General features: G+C 54.7%; 11 protein-coding genes and 1 tRNA gene. 11 read left to right on the top strand and 1 reads right to left on the bottom strand.

Features of this window, described 5'->3' with window-relative positions:
* Positions 1-2 precede the first annotated feature (2 nt).
* The 7 genes from gpJ (at position 3) to pnp (ending at position 11,195) form a co-directional block, all read left to right on the top strand.
* Positions 3-5,612 (top strand): TipJ family phage tail tip protein, encoded by a 5,610-nt coding sequence (gpJ, locus tag NQ012_RS00870; RefSeq protein WP_257065564.1) that lies wholly within the window; start codon positions 3-5, stop codon positions 5,610-5,612.
* Positions 5,613-6,752: a hypothetical protein gene (locus tag NQ012_RS00865; protein ID WP_257065563.1), complete on the top strand. Its 1,140-nt coding sequence runs from the start codon at positions 5,613-5,615 to the stop codon at positions 6,750-6,752. It abuts the gene before it with no gap.
* 66 nt (positions 6,753-6,818) lie between these two features.
* A complete protein-coding gene (locus NQ012_RS00860; RefSeq protein WP_257065562.1) occupies positions 6,819-7,196 on the top strand; it encodes a hypothetical protein in 378 nt (125 codons plus the stop codon).
* 46 nt (positions 7,197-7,242) lie between these two features.
* Positions 7,243-7,536 (top strand): holin, encoded by a 294-nt coding sequence (locus tag NQ012_RS00855; protein WP_257065561.1) that lies wholly within the window; start codon positions 7,243-7,245, stop codon positions 7,534-7,536.
* The gene (locus NQ012_RS00850) at positions 7,520-8,041 is read left to right on the top strand and encodes a glycoside hydrolase family protein (RefSeq protein WP_257065560.1); all 522 of its coding nucleotides are present in this window, start codon (positions 7,520-7,522) and stop codon (positions 8,039-8,041) included. Before NQ012_RS00855 ends, NQ012_RS00850 begins: the two co-directional genes overlap by 17 nt.
* A complete protein-coding gene (locus tag NQ012_RS00845) occupies positions 8,038-8,577 on the top strand; it encodes a hypothetical protein (protein WP_257065559.1) in 540 nt (179 codons plus the stop codon). The genes NQ012_RS00850 and NQ012_RS00845 overlap by 4 nt, the downstream gene beginning before the upstream one ends.
* Before the next feature lie 494 nt (positions 8,578-9,071).
* Complete coding sequence (pnp, locus tag NQ012_RS00840; RefSeq protein WP_257065558.1) at positions 9,072-11,195, top strand: polyribonucleotide nucleotidyltransferase; 2,124 nt, start codon at positions 9,072-9,074, stop codon at positions 11,193-11,195.
* A 244-nt stretch (positions 11,196-11,439) separates the two neighbouring features.
* Here the strand turns inward: pnp and NQ012_RS00835 are convergent, their stop codons facing one another.
* On the bottom strand, positions 11,440-12,210 hold the full coding sequence (locus tag NQ012_RS00835) for an MOSC domain-containing protein (RefSeq protein WP_257065557.1): 771 nt from the start codon (positions 12,208-12,210) through the stop codon (positions 11,440-11,442).
* Between the two features lie 173 nt (positions 12,211-12,383).
* Here NQ012_RS00835 and NQ012_RS00830 point away from each other — a divergent pair.
* The 4 genes from NQ012_RS00830 to NQ012_RS00815 all read left to right on the top strand — a co-directional run bounded on the left by NQ012_RS00830 (position 12,384) and on the right by NQ012_RS00815 (position 15,572).
* Positions 12,384-12,459, top strand: a tRNA-Thr gene (locus NQ012_RS00830).
* A 105-nt stretch (positions 12,460-12,564) separates the two neighbouring features.
* Complete coding sequence (gene panB / locus NQ012_RS00825; RefSeq protein ID WP_257065556.1) at positions 12,565-13,350, top strand: 3-methyl-2-oxobutanoate hydroxymethyltransferase; 786 nt, start codon at positions 12,565-12,567, stop codon at positions 13,348-13,350.
* Between the two features lie 60 nt (positions 13,351-13,410).
* Positions 13,411-14,247 (top strand): pantoate--beta-alanine ligase, encoded by an 837-nt coding sequence (panC, locus tag NQ012_RS00820; RefSeq protein ID WP_257065555.1) that lies wholly within the window; start codon positions 13,411-13,413, stop codon positions 14,245-14,247.
* Positions 14,248-14,573: 326 nt separating this feature from the next.
* Complete coding sequence (locus tag NQ012_RS00815) at positions 14,574-15,572, top strand: DnaJ C-terminal domain-containing protein (RefSeq protein WP_257065554.1); 999 nt, start codon at positions 14,574-14,576, stop codon at positions 15,570-15,572.
* Positions 15,573-15,574 lie beyond the last annotated feature (2 nt).

Raw genomic sequence — 15,574 nt, 5'->3', positions numbered from 1 at the left:
AAATGGGCGGTAAATCAGGCGGCGGCGCACGCACTCCTTACGAAGCACCGAATACGTTAAGCTCGGCGCAAAACCTGCGCATTATCGATGCGGTGAGCGAAGGCGTGGTATCGGGTTTTGCCAACGGCAACGATGCGCCCTTGAAAAGCGTGTTTTTCAACGATACGCCCGTGCAAAATGCCGACGGCAGCTACAATTTCCACGGCGTAACGGCGTATTTCCTGCGCGGCGGGCAGGATCAGGCGTATGTGCCCGGATTTGACGGCAGCGAACGCACGGTGGCGGTGTCTGCCCAAGTGAAAAAGAATACGCCCGTGGTGCGCGGCATTTCAGACGGCCTTGTGAACCGCATCCGCGTAACGGTGGGCGTGGAGCGCAACGTATCCGTGCAGGATAACGGCGATGTGTTGCCGGCCAATACATCGTTGTTGGTTGAGTTGGTGGGCGCAAACGGTGTATCGGCCTCGCAGGTGGTTGCGTTTACCGAAAAAAGCAGCGGTGCGTATTATCACGATGTGGTGTTTGACAGCCTGCCGCCCGTGCCGTTTAATCTTCGTGTGTCGCGGGTAACGGCAGACAGCAACAGTGATAAGGTGTCTAACAAAACCTTTTTTGCGTCGTATGTGGAAATCGTCGATGCCAAACTGTGCTATCCGCATACCGCCGTAGCCGCCCTGAAAATCGATTCCGACCAATTCGGCAATCAGGTTCCGCGCCGCAATTACCTGCTGAAAGGCAAAATGGTTAAGGTGCCGGCCAACTACAACCCCGAAACCCGCCAATACAGCGGCCAAACGTGGGACGGCAGCTTTAAAACGGCGTGGACGAACAATCCCGCATGGGTGTTTTACGATTTGCTGACGAATCCGCGTTACAGCACCTTGGCGGGTCGTCTGAAAGTATCGGATATCGACAAGTGGAGCCTGTATCAGGTTGCCCGCTATTGCGACGAGCTTGTGCCGGACGGTTTCGGTGGACAGGAGCCGCGCTTTGTGTGCAATGCGTATATAACCGATGCGCGGCAGGCGGGGGAATTGCTTACCGACTTGGCCAGTGTGTTTACCGGTCTGCCGGTTTGGAACGGCAATCAGGTATCCGTGGTATTGGACAGCAACAGCGACCCTGTGGCGCAATACAGCAACAGCAACGTGGTGGACGGCCTGTTTTCATACAGCGGTGCGCCGCTGAAATCGGTGCATACCGCCGTGCATGTGCAGTATCTCGACAAGCACGACGGCTACCGCGCCAAAACCGAATACATTGCCGATGACGAAGCCATCAAACGCTACGGCCTGAATATCAAGCGGGTGGCGGCGTTCGGCTGCGATTCGCGCGGGCAGGCGGCGCGTTTCGGGGCGTGGACGCTGCAAACCGAATTGCGCCAGCAAAACACGGTAACGTTTACCGTTGGGCGCGAGGGATTGCGCCATCTGCCCTACGATATTATTCAAGTGATGGATAACGATTATGCGGGCGCCGAATTGAGCGGCCGCATTGCGGCGGCGGCAGGCAATACGGTAACGTTGGATCGCGAAGTGCAGGCAACGGTTGGTATGACGTTGCATATCGCGTCTGAAAACGGCGTGGTGTCGGCAAAAGTGGCAGCGGTTAATGCTAAAAACCAAGTGCGGCTGGATAAACCTTTGGTGGCCGATGCGGGCGCGGTATGGGTTTTGTCCGGCAAAGTAAAGCCGCGGCTTTATCGTGCTATCGGCATCAAAGAAAACACCGACGACGGCACTTATACCATTACCGCATTGCTGCACGACCCGCAGAAATACGGTGTGGTGGACGGTTGGGCGAATTTCGACCGCCAACGCCACACCTTGCATAATGTGCAGCCCGAGTTAATCAACGCCAACCTGAAAACCGAAAACGGCGCGGTGGTGATTACTTGGGACAACCTTACCGCCGACGGCACGGTGTTGACCTACGATATCAAGCTGTATAAAGACGGCAAGGTTTACCGCCATATCCCTGATGCCGAAACGCCCGAAATCAAGCTGCAAGGTTTGCCTAACGGCAATTACAAAGCGGAAATCCGCGGCAAAAATGCGCGGGGCGTGTTGTCTGAACCGTTGGTAAAGGCATGGTCGATTGATTACAACGTTACCGGTTTGCGCTGCACGCCTAAAACGCTGGCGATTGCCGTAGATTGGGTGTTGCCGCAAACAGTAGTGTCTGAATTGGTATCAGAACTGTGGTATAGCCGCAGTAGCGATTTTCAGACGGCCTCTAAGCTCGCAAGTCTGCCCTATCCGCAAAACAGCTATCAATTAACGGGTGTCGGTGTGGCCGATACCTATTATTTTTGGGTGCGTATGGTGGACGCAGCCGGTAACACGGGCGAATTTACCGCTGCGGTGCGCGGGCAGGCCGATAAAGACCCAGCGCCGATTGTGCAACAAGTGCAAGGAGCGATTGGCAAATCTGCCTTAAGCCAAAGCCTGATTGCATCGTTAAACAGCGATATGGCCGGCGCGGCAGAATCTGCGGCGGCGAAGGCGCAAATCGCGGCGGCGGTAGATGCTTCAAACAAAGTGGCGGCCGAAGCTGCCGCCCGGCAGCGGGCATTGCAAGCCGAAGCATCGGCCCGTAGTGTTGCCATACAGGCCGCGGCAAACAAGTCGGCGCAGGATTTGACGGCCAAAGCGGCTGAAATCGGTACGCGTATCGGTGCCGTGGAAAATGTTAACGCTACTCAAGCACAACAAATCAGCACCGTTACCGCTGCGCAGGCCGATACGGCAGCGGGTTTAGAAACCGAAAGACGGGCGCGGGCGGACGGCGATAAAGCCGCCGCCGCCGCGCGGGAAACGCTTGCTGCTAGAGTTGCAACGGCGGAAGGAAATATTACCAAAGAAACACAGGCGCGCGTATCTGCTGATAATGCACAGATAGCCGAAACCAATGCCTTGAAAACTCGAGTGGGTAATGCAGAAAGCGGCATTACCCGCCTACAACAAACGGTAGCGGATCAAGACCGTGCTACGGCTACGCAGCTTAACGCAATCACGGCCGGCCTGAACAACTTGGGCGGTGTGAATCTGTTGGTGGATAGCGAGTACATTAAGATGGGTGCATGGAACTCGTCCAGTCAGCTATCTGCGTCGGCATTTAGAGGTCGGCGTCTTATCCGTCTATCCCCTAAATCAGATGGAGTGGCACAAATTGGTGTTGTGCAATTGGCTGAAAAGGGTCTGACTAGGCTGGTTGCCGGATTTCAGTACACGTTATCTTTTAATGTGCAAGGGACAGCAGGCTTTTCTCGCAGTGGTTTAAATTACATCTATTTGGTTCGCGATGCTGCCGAAGGAGGCAACCACCGTTTAGAAGCTGTAAGTATTACGTCGAGCTTAAACAACCGTGTAAAACTGACGTTTACCTCACCCTTTACCAGTAATACGGTTCGTTTGCTGATTGCCGCGGCGGGTACGTTTGCCGCTGATGACTGGTTCGCATTCCACAGTGTGAAACTGGAGCGCGGGTCGGTTGCAACGGATTGGTCGGCCACGCCTGACGACTTGGATGCGGCGGTGTCGGCTGTTGATGCGGCACTGACCGAATACAAGCAGGCGCAGGCAACGGTTAATAAGGCGCAAACCGATGAAATACATTCAGCTCGGTCGGCGGTTGCTGCAAATGCGGCTGAAATCCAAACGCTTAAATCGACCAAGGCAGACAGCAACCGAGTTGCTGCGCTTGCCCGCGAATCCTTGCAAAGCGAGTGGAAAGGTTATGCAGATGAATTAAATAATGTTGAGTATGTAAACCAGCAAAACATAGCTGATTTACGCACGCCGGGCTATTTTGCAGCCAAATCCAAAGGTACTTACAAAATGTTGATTTTGTCTGATTTTGTGGGTATTGCAGGTTATGGCTTTTTGACGATCGAAACGGTTAATGCTTTTGGCGCATCGACGCATGTAACTCAACGGGCGGTATCTTCAAACGGCGGTATCTTATGGACGCGGTCGGGCAGAGATGCCGAAAACTGGAATGCTTGGGTGCGGTCGGAATCAACGGCGGGCGCGGCTGAAAAGGCCGATGCAGCCAAAACGGCGGCAATAGCCGCTGCGGCGGATGATGCCCAACGCAAGGCCGATGCAGCCAAAACGGCGGCAATAGCCGCTGCGGCGGATGATGCCCAACGCAAGGCCGATGCAGCCAAAACGGCGGCGGAGCGCGCGGCGCAGGCAAAAGCTGATGCAGCAAAGGCGCAAGCCATTGCGGAAGCCAGCGGTGATGCCACAAGTAAAGCCAATGCGGCCAAAGCCCAAGCCATTGCGGATGCTGCGGCCAAAGATGCGGTGCTGAAACAGCAGGCGGCGGCGGATGCCCAAGCTAAGGCTGACAAAGCCAAGGCGCAAGCCATTGCGGAAGCCAACCGCTTAAACGGTTTGACGGATGCAAAAGTTACCCGCCTGCAACAAACGGTAGCGGATCAAGACCGTGCTACGGCTACGCAGCTTAACGCAATCACGGCCGGCCTGAACAACTTGGGCGGTGTGAATCTGTTGGTGGATAGCGAGTACATTAAGATGGGTGCATGGAACTCGTCCAGTCAGCTATCTGCGTCGGCATTTAGAGGTCGGCGTCTTATCCGTCTATCCCCTAAATCAGATGGAGTGGCACAAATTGGTGTTGTGCAATTGGCTGAAAAGGGTCTGACTAGGCTGGTTGCCGGATTTCAGTACACGTTATCTTTTAATGTGCAAGGGACAGCAGGCTTTTCTCGCAGTGGTTTAAATTACATCTATTTGGTTCGCGATGCTGCCGAAGGAGGCAACCACCGTTTAGAAGCTGTAAGTATTACGTCGAGCTTAAACAACCGTGTAAAACTGACGTTTACCTCACCCTTTACCAGTAATACGGTTCGTTTGCTGATTGCCGCGGCGGGTACGTTTGCCGCTGATGACTGGTTCGCATTCCACAGTGTGAAACTGGAGCGCGGGTCGGTTGCAACGGATTGGTCGGCCACGCCTGACGACTTGGATGCGGCGGTGTCGGCTGTTGATGCGGCACTGACCGAATACAAGCAGGCGCAGGTTACTAAAGAGCAAGCAACTGCTAACCAAATAAGCGGCTTAAAAACCCGTCTTGGCACGGCAGAAGCTACGGTTGATCAAACCAGTTCGGCGGTCGCCACGTTGGGAGGTAAAGTGCAAGCGATGTACTCGCTGAAAACCGAGGCAGTAAGCGGTGGGCGGCGTGTTATATCAGGCTTGGCTTTGGGTGCAGACGGCCAAACCGGCGATAGTCAGGTGTTGGTCTATGCCAATAAATTTGCGATTGTTGACCCGGCCAGCAAGTCTGTGCAAACGCCGTTTGTGGTAGTAACCGAAAACGGTAGAAGCAAAATGGCATTGGATGGCGATATGATTGCCAGCGGTTCGATACATGGTAAGCATTTGGTGGCAGGGGCTGAAATTCAGTCTCCTGTTATTACTGGCGGCCGGGCATCTTTTGGTAACGGCAGATTCATAGTTGATGAAAACGGCTGGGTTTCCATCAATGGAAACGACAGGGTCGGTCTGAAAATGAACAGCGATGCGATAGAGGTTTATGATGAACATGGTCACTTAAAAATCAGAATCGGGAAATTGAGATAAATGTCTGAATACGGTATAGAATTTTTTAGCGGCGGCAGGCGGTTTAACCTGCAACAGTCCGCCCATGTGTGGGGAACGTGGCAAGGAACGGTGGAAACGGGAAATAATGATTTCATACCTGCCCGTTCTGTGCGGCCGGTGCCAAGTTGGGGCGGTACTGCCGTACATGGCACGCTTCATTCTTCGCCGCCTGTAAGAAGCAATCATTTTTCGGTGTTCGGGGTCGGCAGTCACAGGCTTTGGCACAGTTGCTATCATCTAATCGGCGGTGATGTCGGTCGTTATCCCGGATGGTGGTCGCCGTATGCCGGCGCAACAGTTCCGGGCTTGGCATCCGTGTATCACGAAGACAGCGGTTTTTTATACAGTGATACGGGTGATGCTTTTTTTTCGCCGCCCCGGTGTGTGGTGGGTGAAGTAAGCGATACCGGCAATGTATTAAATGGTGCAGGCGGCTACGGGGTGCAGCTGGGCGGTATCAACATTACAGCCAACCGCCGCATCATGCGGCTTGTTGCTTCCGGCCGCACTACCCATCATTCAAACGGTATTCACTCGTTCACTTTCCGTTGCACTACATTAGGCTTTGCTGTGTATTTCGCGCCGCTGGAAGCGGATGTGCCTACACGGCAGTCATTTGTGAGGGATGCGGGCGGCGGGCTGTATGAAGCGTTTTTTGTCGGTGCAGGCTGTAATGTGGCCGTCTACGAAATGAAGTCGGGATTAAACGGCGAATCGTACGGTATTCAGATTTTCAACGGCGAGCAGGCGGTTGCAATGGAAAGCGGCGACAAACTGATGATTCCCGAACAGGACTTGTATATTCCGCCCGCCGACCCCGGAACAATATACGACTTGGGCGGATATTCGCCGACCCGTATGGTCAATATGCACTGTATCCGTTATGCAATGCGGGTTTCGCCGCAGGAGAGACGGGTGGATGTGTGGCGGGATTGTGTGTTTTATGACCGCGCGGCGGGTCGTTTGCGCTATCAATTGCGCCACGTTCATACTTTTCACACTAATGATCATATCGTATCGGCGATGGACTGGGCGAGACCGTGGCGCGATCATGCCAAACTGTATACGCAGCATATTGCAACATCGGTGGGCGTTATCGACGCTTCAACTGCATTTTAAATCAATGGTTTGATGAACGGCCGTCTGAAATAGTTCAGACGGCCTTTTTTATAGAAAGGAGCCATCATGGCAAAAGCTAAACAGCAAATAGTTTTGGGCATTAAGCATGAAGTTTTGGATGAAGAAACAGACGTATTGACCGAATTCCACGTTGTGCGCCACGTATCTTTGGATTTGACCAATAATTACCATAGCGTGTCGTTAGACAGTTATTCGCATCAAAGCACTTATGATCGCGGCGGGCGGCCTGTTGGCAGCATCCAATTCAACTTATCGGGCGGCGTGCCGCGTGGTGTTGATGTGTTGGATTGGGCGTATAAAGCAATTGTTGCGCCTGTTGCCGATGGTGCGGTAGATGTTTACGGCCAGCCGCAAACGGGCAATAAATTTACCGGTGCGGAATTGGTTTATGCCGATTTGCCCGATGTGCAGGCAGCCGAATAACCCGCTTAGGCGGGTTTTTTAATGCCCGCCTGTTTTGGAGCAACAAATGAAAAACACATTAGATGCAACGGGAAGCGGTATCAGCCTGATAGGCAGTTTCACATGGATTTTTGCTTGGTTTAAGAGCATTGATTGGTTGACAACGGTCGGGGTGGTGGTGGCGGTGGGCGGCTTCCTTATGAATATGTATTACAGCCGCCAGCGCAACCAACGCGAAGCGCGCGAAACCTTAATCCGTGAAGAAGCGGCCAAACGCGAGCAGCGCAAACACGACTTGGAAATGTTGCGCTACGAATTGGAAATTAAGCGGTTGGGGAAAGAAAATGCAAAACAAGACTAAGGTTTGGGTAGGCTTGTTATCGGCCTCAATCGTCGCTATTGGTGGCATCAAAGCCCATGAAGGATACCGCGCCAAACCATATTACGATATAGGGCGTGTGGCAACGGCGGCATACGGCAGCACGGTTTACGAAGACGGCACACCCGTGAAAATCACTGATCCGCCTGTAAGCCGTGAGCGGGGCGAAAAAATGTTGCGTGCGCATGTGTCCAAAGACGAAGCCAAGCTGAAGGCCATGTTGCCCGGGGTCAAGTTGTCACAAGCGGAATACGATGTGTATGTTGATTTTGCCTATAACTTCGGCACGGAGCGATTCCGAACATCGTCGATGCGCCGCGAATTACTAAAGGGCGACCATATCGCAGCCTGTAAAGCCCTGTTGAAATACCGTTTTGCAGCGAAACGCGATTGCAGTAAGCCCGCTAATTGGGGGCCTAGGGGTTGTAAAGGCGTTTGGACGCGGCAGCTGAAACGCTATCACAAATGTATGGAGGCAAATACATGATTCATTTGCTTAAATATTGGAAGCCGGCAGCTATTATTTTAATGGTTGTTGTATTTGCGGTGTCTTGCCAAGTACAAAAATCAGGCACAAAAGCCAAAGTAGATGTGGCATACGAGCGCGGCTATGATGTTGGCTATCAACGGGCCACGCTCGAAATTGCCGGCCGTCTGAAAGATGCGGCCATCAAGCAGGCTGCCGAAGCGCGCGAACGGGAAAAAAAAGCAAGGGAATCATTTGCCCGCAAACAAGCTAATATCGAAAAGGAAAAGCAACATGCAGAAACTGTTATTACTGATTTGCGCCGTGAGCTTAGCCGCGTGCAGAAACACGCAGCGGCTGCCCGAAATCAAAGTAGCCGCCGAAACCTGCCCGCAGCCGATAAAGCCGCCGGCGCGCCTGATGAAATCGCTGCCAAAGGCTGGATATTATTCGCAGAAAGCGCAGCAAGATATGCTGAATTGGCAGAAATAGCAGATCGGCAGCGCAATGATTTGGCAGAGTGGCAGGCATACGGTACAACCGTAGCCGGAGAGTAGCGGCAGGCCGTCTGAAAATGTGTAATTTACAGATTTACACCATGTGTAAATTTGGGATTATGTGTTTTCAGATGGCCTTTTTTTGTTTGTGTTATATTGTTTATCTTAAATTAAGATGCAATTTAATTGCATTTTTTGATATATAGGTTTTTGAATTTAATTTAATTTAAGAATCCCCGTGGGCGTGCCAAGTTCTTTTTAAGAACCGTCAACCGCCGTTTTCCGAAAAGGCCCCGCAAAAAATGCGGGGCTTTCGTTTTGCGGGCGCAAAGGGCGGGTCGGTGTGTTCAAAGCCGCAGTCTGCGGTTTGCCGCCTTGTATCAAAAAATAATTTTATTGGCTATAATCTCGGTTTTCAGACGGCATTGTCAGGCCGCCTGAAAAATATCCGCAACCAACCCGGCCAAAGCCCGCCTGAAACCCTAACCATGCACATATAAGATGTGTGCATCATTAGTGTTTTAGCGGCGGCGGCCCTAACCGAAAGGCATAGAATGTTTAACAAACACGTTAAAACCTTCCAATACGGCGAACAAACCGTAACCATCGAAACCGGCGAAATCGCCCGCCAGGCCGCCGCAGCGGTAAAAGTGTCGATGGGCGACACCGTCGTGCTGGTGGCCGTTACCGCCAACAAAGACGTTAAAGAAGGCCAAGACTTCTTCCCCCTCACCGTAGATTATCTCGAGCGCACCTACGCCGCAGGCAAAATCCCCGGCGGTTTCTTCAAGCGCGAAGGCAAACAGAGCGAAAAAGAAATCCTTACCAGCCGCCTGATCGACCGCCCCATCCGCCCGCTGTTCCCCGAAGGCTTCTACCACGATATCCAAGTGGTGGCGATGGTGGTTTCCGTTGACCCCGAAATCGACTCCGACATTCCCGCCATGATCGGCGCATCCGCCGCCATCGTTCTGAGCGGCGTGCCGTTTGCCGGCCCCATCGGCGCCGCCCGCGTGGGTTATGTGAACAACGTTTATGTGCTTAACCCCACCAAAGCCCAGCTTGCCCGTTCGCAAATGGATTTGGTGGTAGCCGGCACGCAGAAAGCCGTGCTGATGGTGGAGTCGGAAGCGCGCGAGCTGCCCGAGCACGTGATGCTGGGCGCGGTGGTGTACGGCCACGAGCAGATGCAGGCCGTGATTAACGCCATCAACGAGCTGGCCGACGAAGTGAACCCCGAAGTGTGGGATTGGAAAGCGCCCGAAACCGACAGCGCGCTGGTGGAAAAAATCCGCGAAATCGCCGGCGCCACCATCGCCGAAGCGTTCAAAATCCGCCAGAAACAAGCCCGTTCGGCCAAACTCGACGAAGCATGGGCCGCCGTGAAAGACGCGCTGATTACCGAAGAAACCGACACCTTGCGCGCCAACCAAATCAAAGGCATCTTCAAACAACTGGAAGCCGATGTGGTTCGCGGCCAGATTCTCGACGGCCAGCCGCGCATCGACGGCCGCGACACCCGCACCGTGCGCCCCATCAACATCCAAACCGGCGTGTTGCCGCGCACCCACGGCTCGGCCCTGTTTACCCGCGGCGAAACCCAGGCGCTGGCCGTTGCCACTTTGGGCACCTCGCGCGACGAGCAAATCATCGACGCCTTGAGCGGCGAATACACCGACCGCTTTATGCTGCACTACAACTTCCCGCCGTATTCCACCGGCGAAGTCGGCCGCATGGGCGCGCCCAAACGCCGCGAAATCGGCCACGGCCGCTTGGCCAAGCGCGCGCTGGTGGCCGTGCTGCCTTCTCCCGAAGAGTTCAGCTACACCATGCGCGTGGTTTCCGAAATCACCGAGTCTAACGGTTCCTCTTCCATGGCTTCCGTGTGCGGCGGTTGCCTGAGCCTGCTCTCGGCCGGCGTGCCCCTGAAAGCGCACGTTGCCGGTATCGCTATGGGTCTGATTCTCGAAAACAACAAGTTCGCCGTATTAACCGACATTTTGGGCGACGAAGACCACTTGGGCGACATGGATTTCAAAGTGGCCGGCACCACCAACGGCGTAACCGCGCTGCAAATGGACATCAAAATCCAGGGTATCACCAAAGAAATCATGCAGATTGCTTTGGAACAGGCCAAAGAAGCGCGTATGCACATTCTGGCTCAGATGAAAGAAGCGGTTGACGGCCCGCAAGAGCTGTCGGCCCACGCCCCGCGCCTGTTTACCATGAAAATCCACCAAGACAAAATCCGTGATGTTATCGGTAAGGGCGGCGAAACCATCCGCGGCATTACTGCTGAAACCGGCACCGAGATCAACATCGCCGACGACGGCACCGTAACCATCGCCGCCACCACCGCCGAAGCGGGCGAAGCGGCGAAGAAACGCATCGAAGAAATCACCGCCGAAGTGGAAGTGGGCAAGGTTTACACCGGCACGGTGCTGAAACTGCTCGACAACAACGTCGGCGCCATTGTTTCGGTGATTCCCGGTAAAGACGGCTTGGTGCACATCAGCCAAATCGCCCACGAACGCGTGCGCAACGTGAGCGACTACCTGCAAGTGGGCCAAACGGTAAACGTGAAAGCGGTGGAAGTGGACGACCGCGGTCGCGTGCGCCTGTCTATCAAAGCCCTGCTGGAAGCTCCCGCACAAGCGGCCGCTCCCGCCGAGGAATAACGGGTTAACCGCTTAAGTGCGGAACAGGCCGTCTGAAAATGTTTTTCAGACGGCCTGTTGTTTTGCAGAATATGGGTGACGTGTTAAACAATTACGTCATACTCGGACTTGATCCGAGTATCTGTTATTTCTTGATATACAAAAAGATACCCGGGTCAAGCCCGAGTATGACGAAAGTGTCGTTAAAGCATCGCTCAAGTGCGGAGTATGGCGCACGGCTTCAGGCTTGCAAAGTTTTCAAATGTTACGCCAGCACTTCCACCTTGTCGCCCACGGCCACGCTGCCGGTATCCAATGCCACCATGTTTACGCCGAAAATGGCTTTGCGGGTTTTGGCCAACGTTTTCAGCGGTTGCTGTTGCGGATGTTTTTCGCCGCTGGTCAAATCCACCGTAGTCATCACGCAGCGGGTGCAGGGCTTGAACAGTTCGAATGCCACCGTGCCGACGGCGATGCGTTTCCAGCCTTCTTCTTCGTAAGCCTCCGTGCCGTCGAACACCAAGTTGGCGCGGAAGCGGCGCATTTCTACGGGCGTTTCCAAACTGCCGTTCAGCGCCTGCAACGAAGCCGTGTTGGCCAGCAGATAAGGTGCGCCGTCGGCAAACGACAGCGGCGTTTGCGAATAATCCAATATGCGTGCGCTGCGGCTGCCGAGCCAGTTTAAGCGGCAAGGCGTACCGATTTTTCCGCTCAGCCAGGCATCGGCGCGTTCGTCGCCGTGGTGTGCGGCGAAGGTGTCTTTCCAAACCGAAACTTCGCCGGTGCGGTTGAAACTGTTGTGGTAAACGGTGAGGCTGCCGCCGTCGGGCGCGGTTAGTTTGAGGCCGTCTGAAACCGGCTCGGCCTGCCAGAGCAGCAATTGCGGAAACTGCCGTGCGGTTATGAAGTGCCCGTCGGGCGAGCTGAGCAGCCATTCCCGGTCGTGCGGCAGCCCTTCGGGGCGGATTTCGGCGCGATCCACCGAAATGCCGCGCATGGATTTGACCGGATAGTAAGTGATTTCGATCAGTTTCATGACGGTGCCTTGTAATCGGAAATATGTTCCGCCAATCATACATGATTTGCAGCGCTTCAGGCCGTCTGAAAATAATTCACCAACAAAACAATATCTTTAAAAAGTTTTTTCAGCGCCGCTGCAAAAGCGCTTGCCAAAGCCGGCGAAGGCGGGCATAATACGCGCTTCTTTCAGCCGGTATAGCTCAGTTGGTAGAGCAGCTGACTTGTAATCAGAAGGTCCCGAGTTCGACTCTTGGTGCCGGCACCATATTAAAAACAGCCTGACCCCAGCGGTTGGGCTGTTTTGCTTTGGTTGCAATTTGCCGGAAAACCCCATAATATGCCCCGTCTTAACCCAGAGGCCGTCTGAAACATGATTACCGTCAACACCCTGCAAAAAATGAAAGCCGAAGGCGAAAAAATCGCCATGCTTACTGCCTACGAAGCCAGCTTCGCCGCGCTGATGGATAATGCCGGCGTAGATGTTTTGCTGGTGGGAGATTCGCTCGGCATGACCGTGCAGGGGCACCAATCCACTTTGCCCGTTACCCTCGGCGATATGTGCTACCACACTGCCGCAGTGGCACGCGGCACGAAAAACGCCATGATTATCAGCGACCTGCCGTTCGGGGCCTACCAGCAGAGCAAAGAGCAGGCGTTTGCCGCCGCGGCAGAGCTGATGGCCGCCGGCGCGCATATGGTCAAGCTCGAAGGCGGCGTGTGGATGGCCGAAACCACCGAATTTTTGCAGTTGCGCGGCATTCCCGTGTGCGCCCATATCGGCCTCACGCCGCAGTCGGTGCACGCGTTCGGCGGCTATAAAGTGCAGGGCAAAGGCGACAAAGCCCAAGCCCTGCTCAACGATGCCGCAGCGCACGACCAAGCCGGTGCGGCGCTGGTTTTGATGGAATGCGTGCCCGCCGCTCTGGGCAAGCAGGTAACCGAAAGCGTGCGCTGCCCCACCATCGGCATCGGCGCGGGCGCGGATTGCGACGGCCAAGTGCTGGTGATGCACGATATGCTGGGCGTGTTCCCCGGCAAAACCGCCCGTTTCGTGAAAAACTTTATGGAAGGGCAAACCAGCATTCAGGCAGCCGTGGCGGCTTATGTGGCGGCGGTGAAAAACAAAACCTTCCCCGCAGCCGAACACACGTTTTAATTTTTTCAGACGGCCTTTCTGAACGCTTCAGGCCGTCTGAAAATTTTTCAGGAAAAACCTATGCAAATCATCCACACGATTCACGAATTGCGCGAGTGGCGCAAAAACGCCGGAACGGTTGCTTTCGTGCCGACCATGGGCAATCTGCACGAAGGCCATCTGGCGCTGGTGCGCGAAGCCAAACAGCGCGCCGGCAACGTGGTGGTGAGCATCTTCGTCAACCGCCTGCAATTCGGCCAGGGCGAAGATTTCGACAAATACCCGCGAACCTTGCAGCAGGATGCCACCAAGCTGGAAAACGAAGGCGTGGCCGTGGTGTTCGCACCCGACGAAAAAGAGTTGTATCCCAATGTGGAGCAGCGTTACAACGTGGAGCCGCCCAACCTGCAAAACGAATTGTGCGGCAAATTCCGCCCCGGCCATTTCCGCGGCGTGGCCACCGTAGTAACCAAGCTGTTCAATATCGTGCAGCCCGATGCGGCCTGTTTCGGCAAGAAAGACTACCAGCAGCTGGCCGTGATTAAAGGTTTGGTGGAAGACCTCAACATCAACATCGACATCGTGCCGGTGGATACCGGCCGCGCTTCAGACGGCCTCGCCCTTTCCAGCCGCAACCAATATTTAAGCGAACAGGAGCGCGCCGAAGCCCCCCGCCTTTACCGCGAACTGCGCGCCATCGCCGATGCCGTCCGCAGCGGTAACCTCGCTTATGCCGTGCTCGAACAGGCCGCCGCGCAACGCCTCGGCGAAGCCGGCTGGACGGTCGATTACATCGAAGTGCGCCGCGCCGACGATTTGAGCGTTGCCCACGCGGGCGACAAAAACCTGGTGATACTCGCCGCCGCGCGTTTGGGCGGCACACGCCTGATCGACAACATCGAAGTGCATTTGGGCTGATTTATAGTGGCTTAAATTCAACACGTACAGCGTTGCCTCGCCTTAGCTCAAAGAGAACGATTTTGTAAGCCGCTAAAGCGGCAACAGAATCGGTTCCGTACTATCTGTACTGTCTGCGGCTTCGTCGCCTTGTCCTATTCTGAATTTAAGCCACTAGGTCCGCCCGCAATCGAAAGGCCGTCTGAAACGTTTCAGACGGCCTTTTGATTATTTTTTTGCGCCCGCCCTTGATTTTCCGTTTAGTATCATTACTTCAAAATCTATTAAAAGCACCGCCTTCCGGGGCGGGTGCATGAACAACATTTACACTAAAACAGAAAGCAATTATGGCAACCGAAAAAAACTATTACGAAATACTCGGCGTGTCTAAAGATGCGGATATTGCCGAAATCAAAAAGGCCTACCGCAAACTGGTGCGCCGATACCACCCCGACGTCAGCAAAGACCCCGACGCCGACCAAAAAACCAGCGAAGTCAACCTCGCCTACAACACCCTGAAAGACCCCGAAAAACGCGCCGAATACGACGAAATGCTCGCCAACCCGTTTAAAGCGCGGCAGCAGGCTGGCGGCGCGGGGCAGGGCGGGTTTGAAGGCTTCGGCGGATTCGAGGGCGGTTTCAACCCGGGCGCAGACGGCTATCAGTATTACCATTTCGACAGCAGCCGTTTCGGCGAAGGCCAGCCCTTCGGCAGCGGCGACTTCCGTTTCGACGACATCTTTTCCGCTTTCGGCCAAGCGCAGCAGCGCCGCGCGTCGCGCCCGAGCGGGCCCGTGCAGGGCGAAGACCAACACGCCGAACTCAGCATAGACATTGCCGCCGCCTATGCGGGCAGCGAGCGCAGTTTAAGCATTGATATGCCCACGCTCAATGCCGACGGCCACATGGCCTACGAGCGCAAAACCCTGCATGTGAAAATCCCCAAAGGCATCAGCGAAGGGCAGCAAATCCGCCTGCGCGGCCAAGGGTTGCCTGGATTTAACGACGGTGCCAACGGCGATTTGTATTTGAAAGTGCGCTTTCACGAATCGGAAAACCTGTATGTGAAAAACGGCAAAGACGTTTACCAGCGCATCGACGTGATGCCGTGGACGGCGGCCGCAGGCGGCAAAATGGAGGCGGCCACCCCCGCAGGCCGTCTGAACATCAATATTCCCGCCAACAGCCGCACCGGCCAAAACCTGCGCCTGAAAGGCAAAGGCATTCCGGCCAAAGAAGCGGGTGATTTGTATTTGACCGTCAACATCGTGCTGCCGCGCGCCGATAGCGAAGCCGACCGCACCGCCTGGCAGAAACTGGCGGAACATTACGGAGTGAAAGGATAAAC

The sequence above is a fragment of the Neisseria dentiae genome (genome assembly GCF_024580525.1).
Taxonomy (GTDB): domain Bacteria; phylum Pseudomonadota; class Gammaproteobacteria; order Burkholderiales; family Neisseriaceae; genus Neisseria; species Neisseria dentiae_A.
Note: the sequence above shows the minus strand (reverse complement) of the source record. Positions and strands in the feature narration are given on the sequence as shown.

What these genes read in the sequence shown, in the direction of transcription:
- NQ012_RS00855 (WP_257065561.1), top strand. Translation starts at nt 7,243, where the DNA reads ATGAAAAACACATTAGATGCAACGGGAAGCGGTATCAGCCTGATAGGC.
- NQ012_RS00860 (WP_257065562.1), top strand. Translation starts at nt 6,819, where the DNA reads ATGGCAAAAGCTAAACAGCAAATAGTTTTGGGCATTAAGCATGAAGTT.
- NQ012_RS00835 (WP_257065557.1), bottom strand. Translation starts at nt 12,210, where the DNA reads ATGAAACTGATCGAAATCACTTACTATCCGGTCAAATCCATGCGCGGC.
- NQ012_RS00850 (WP_257065560.1), top strand. Translation starts at nt 7,520, where the DNA reads ATGCAAAACAAGACTAAGGTTTGGGTAGGCTTGTTATCGGCCTCAATC.
- gpJ (WP_257065564.1), top strand. Translation starts at nt 3, where the DNA reads ATGGGCGGTAAATCAGGCGGCGGCGCACGCACTCCTTACGAAGCACCG.
- panB (WP_257065556.1), top strand. Translation starts at nt 12,565, where the DNA reads ATGATTACCGTCAACACCCTGCAAAAAATGAAAGCCGAAGGCGAAAAA.
- panC (WP_257065555.1), top strand. Translation starts at nt 13,411, where the DNA reads ATGCAAATCATCCACACGATTCACGAATTGCGCGAGTGGCGCAAAAAC.
- pnp (WP_257065558.1), top strand. Translation starts at nt 9,072, where the DNA reads ATGTTTAACAAACACGTTAAAACCTTCCAATACGGCGAACAAACCGTA.
- NQ012_RS00845 (WP_257065559.1), top strand. Translation starts at nt 8,038, where the DNA reads ATGATTCATTTGCTTAAATATTGGAAGCCGGCAGCTATTATTTTAATG.
- NQ012_RS00865 (WP_257065563.1), top strand. Translation starts at nt 5,613, where the DNA reads ATGTCTGAATACGGTATAGAATTTTTTAGCGGCGGCAGGCGGTTTAAC.
- NQ012_RS00815 (WP_257065554.1), top strand. Translation starts at nt 14,574, where the DNA reads ATGGCAACCGAAAAAAACTATTACGAAATACTCGGCGTGTCTAAAGAT.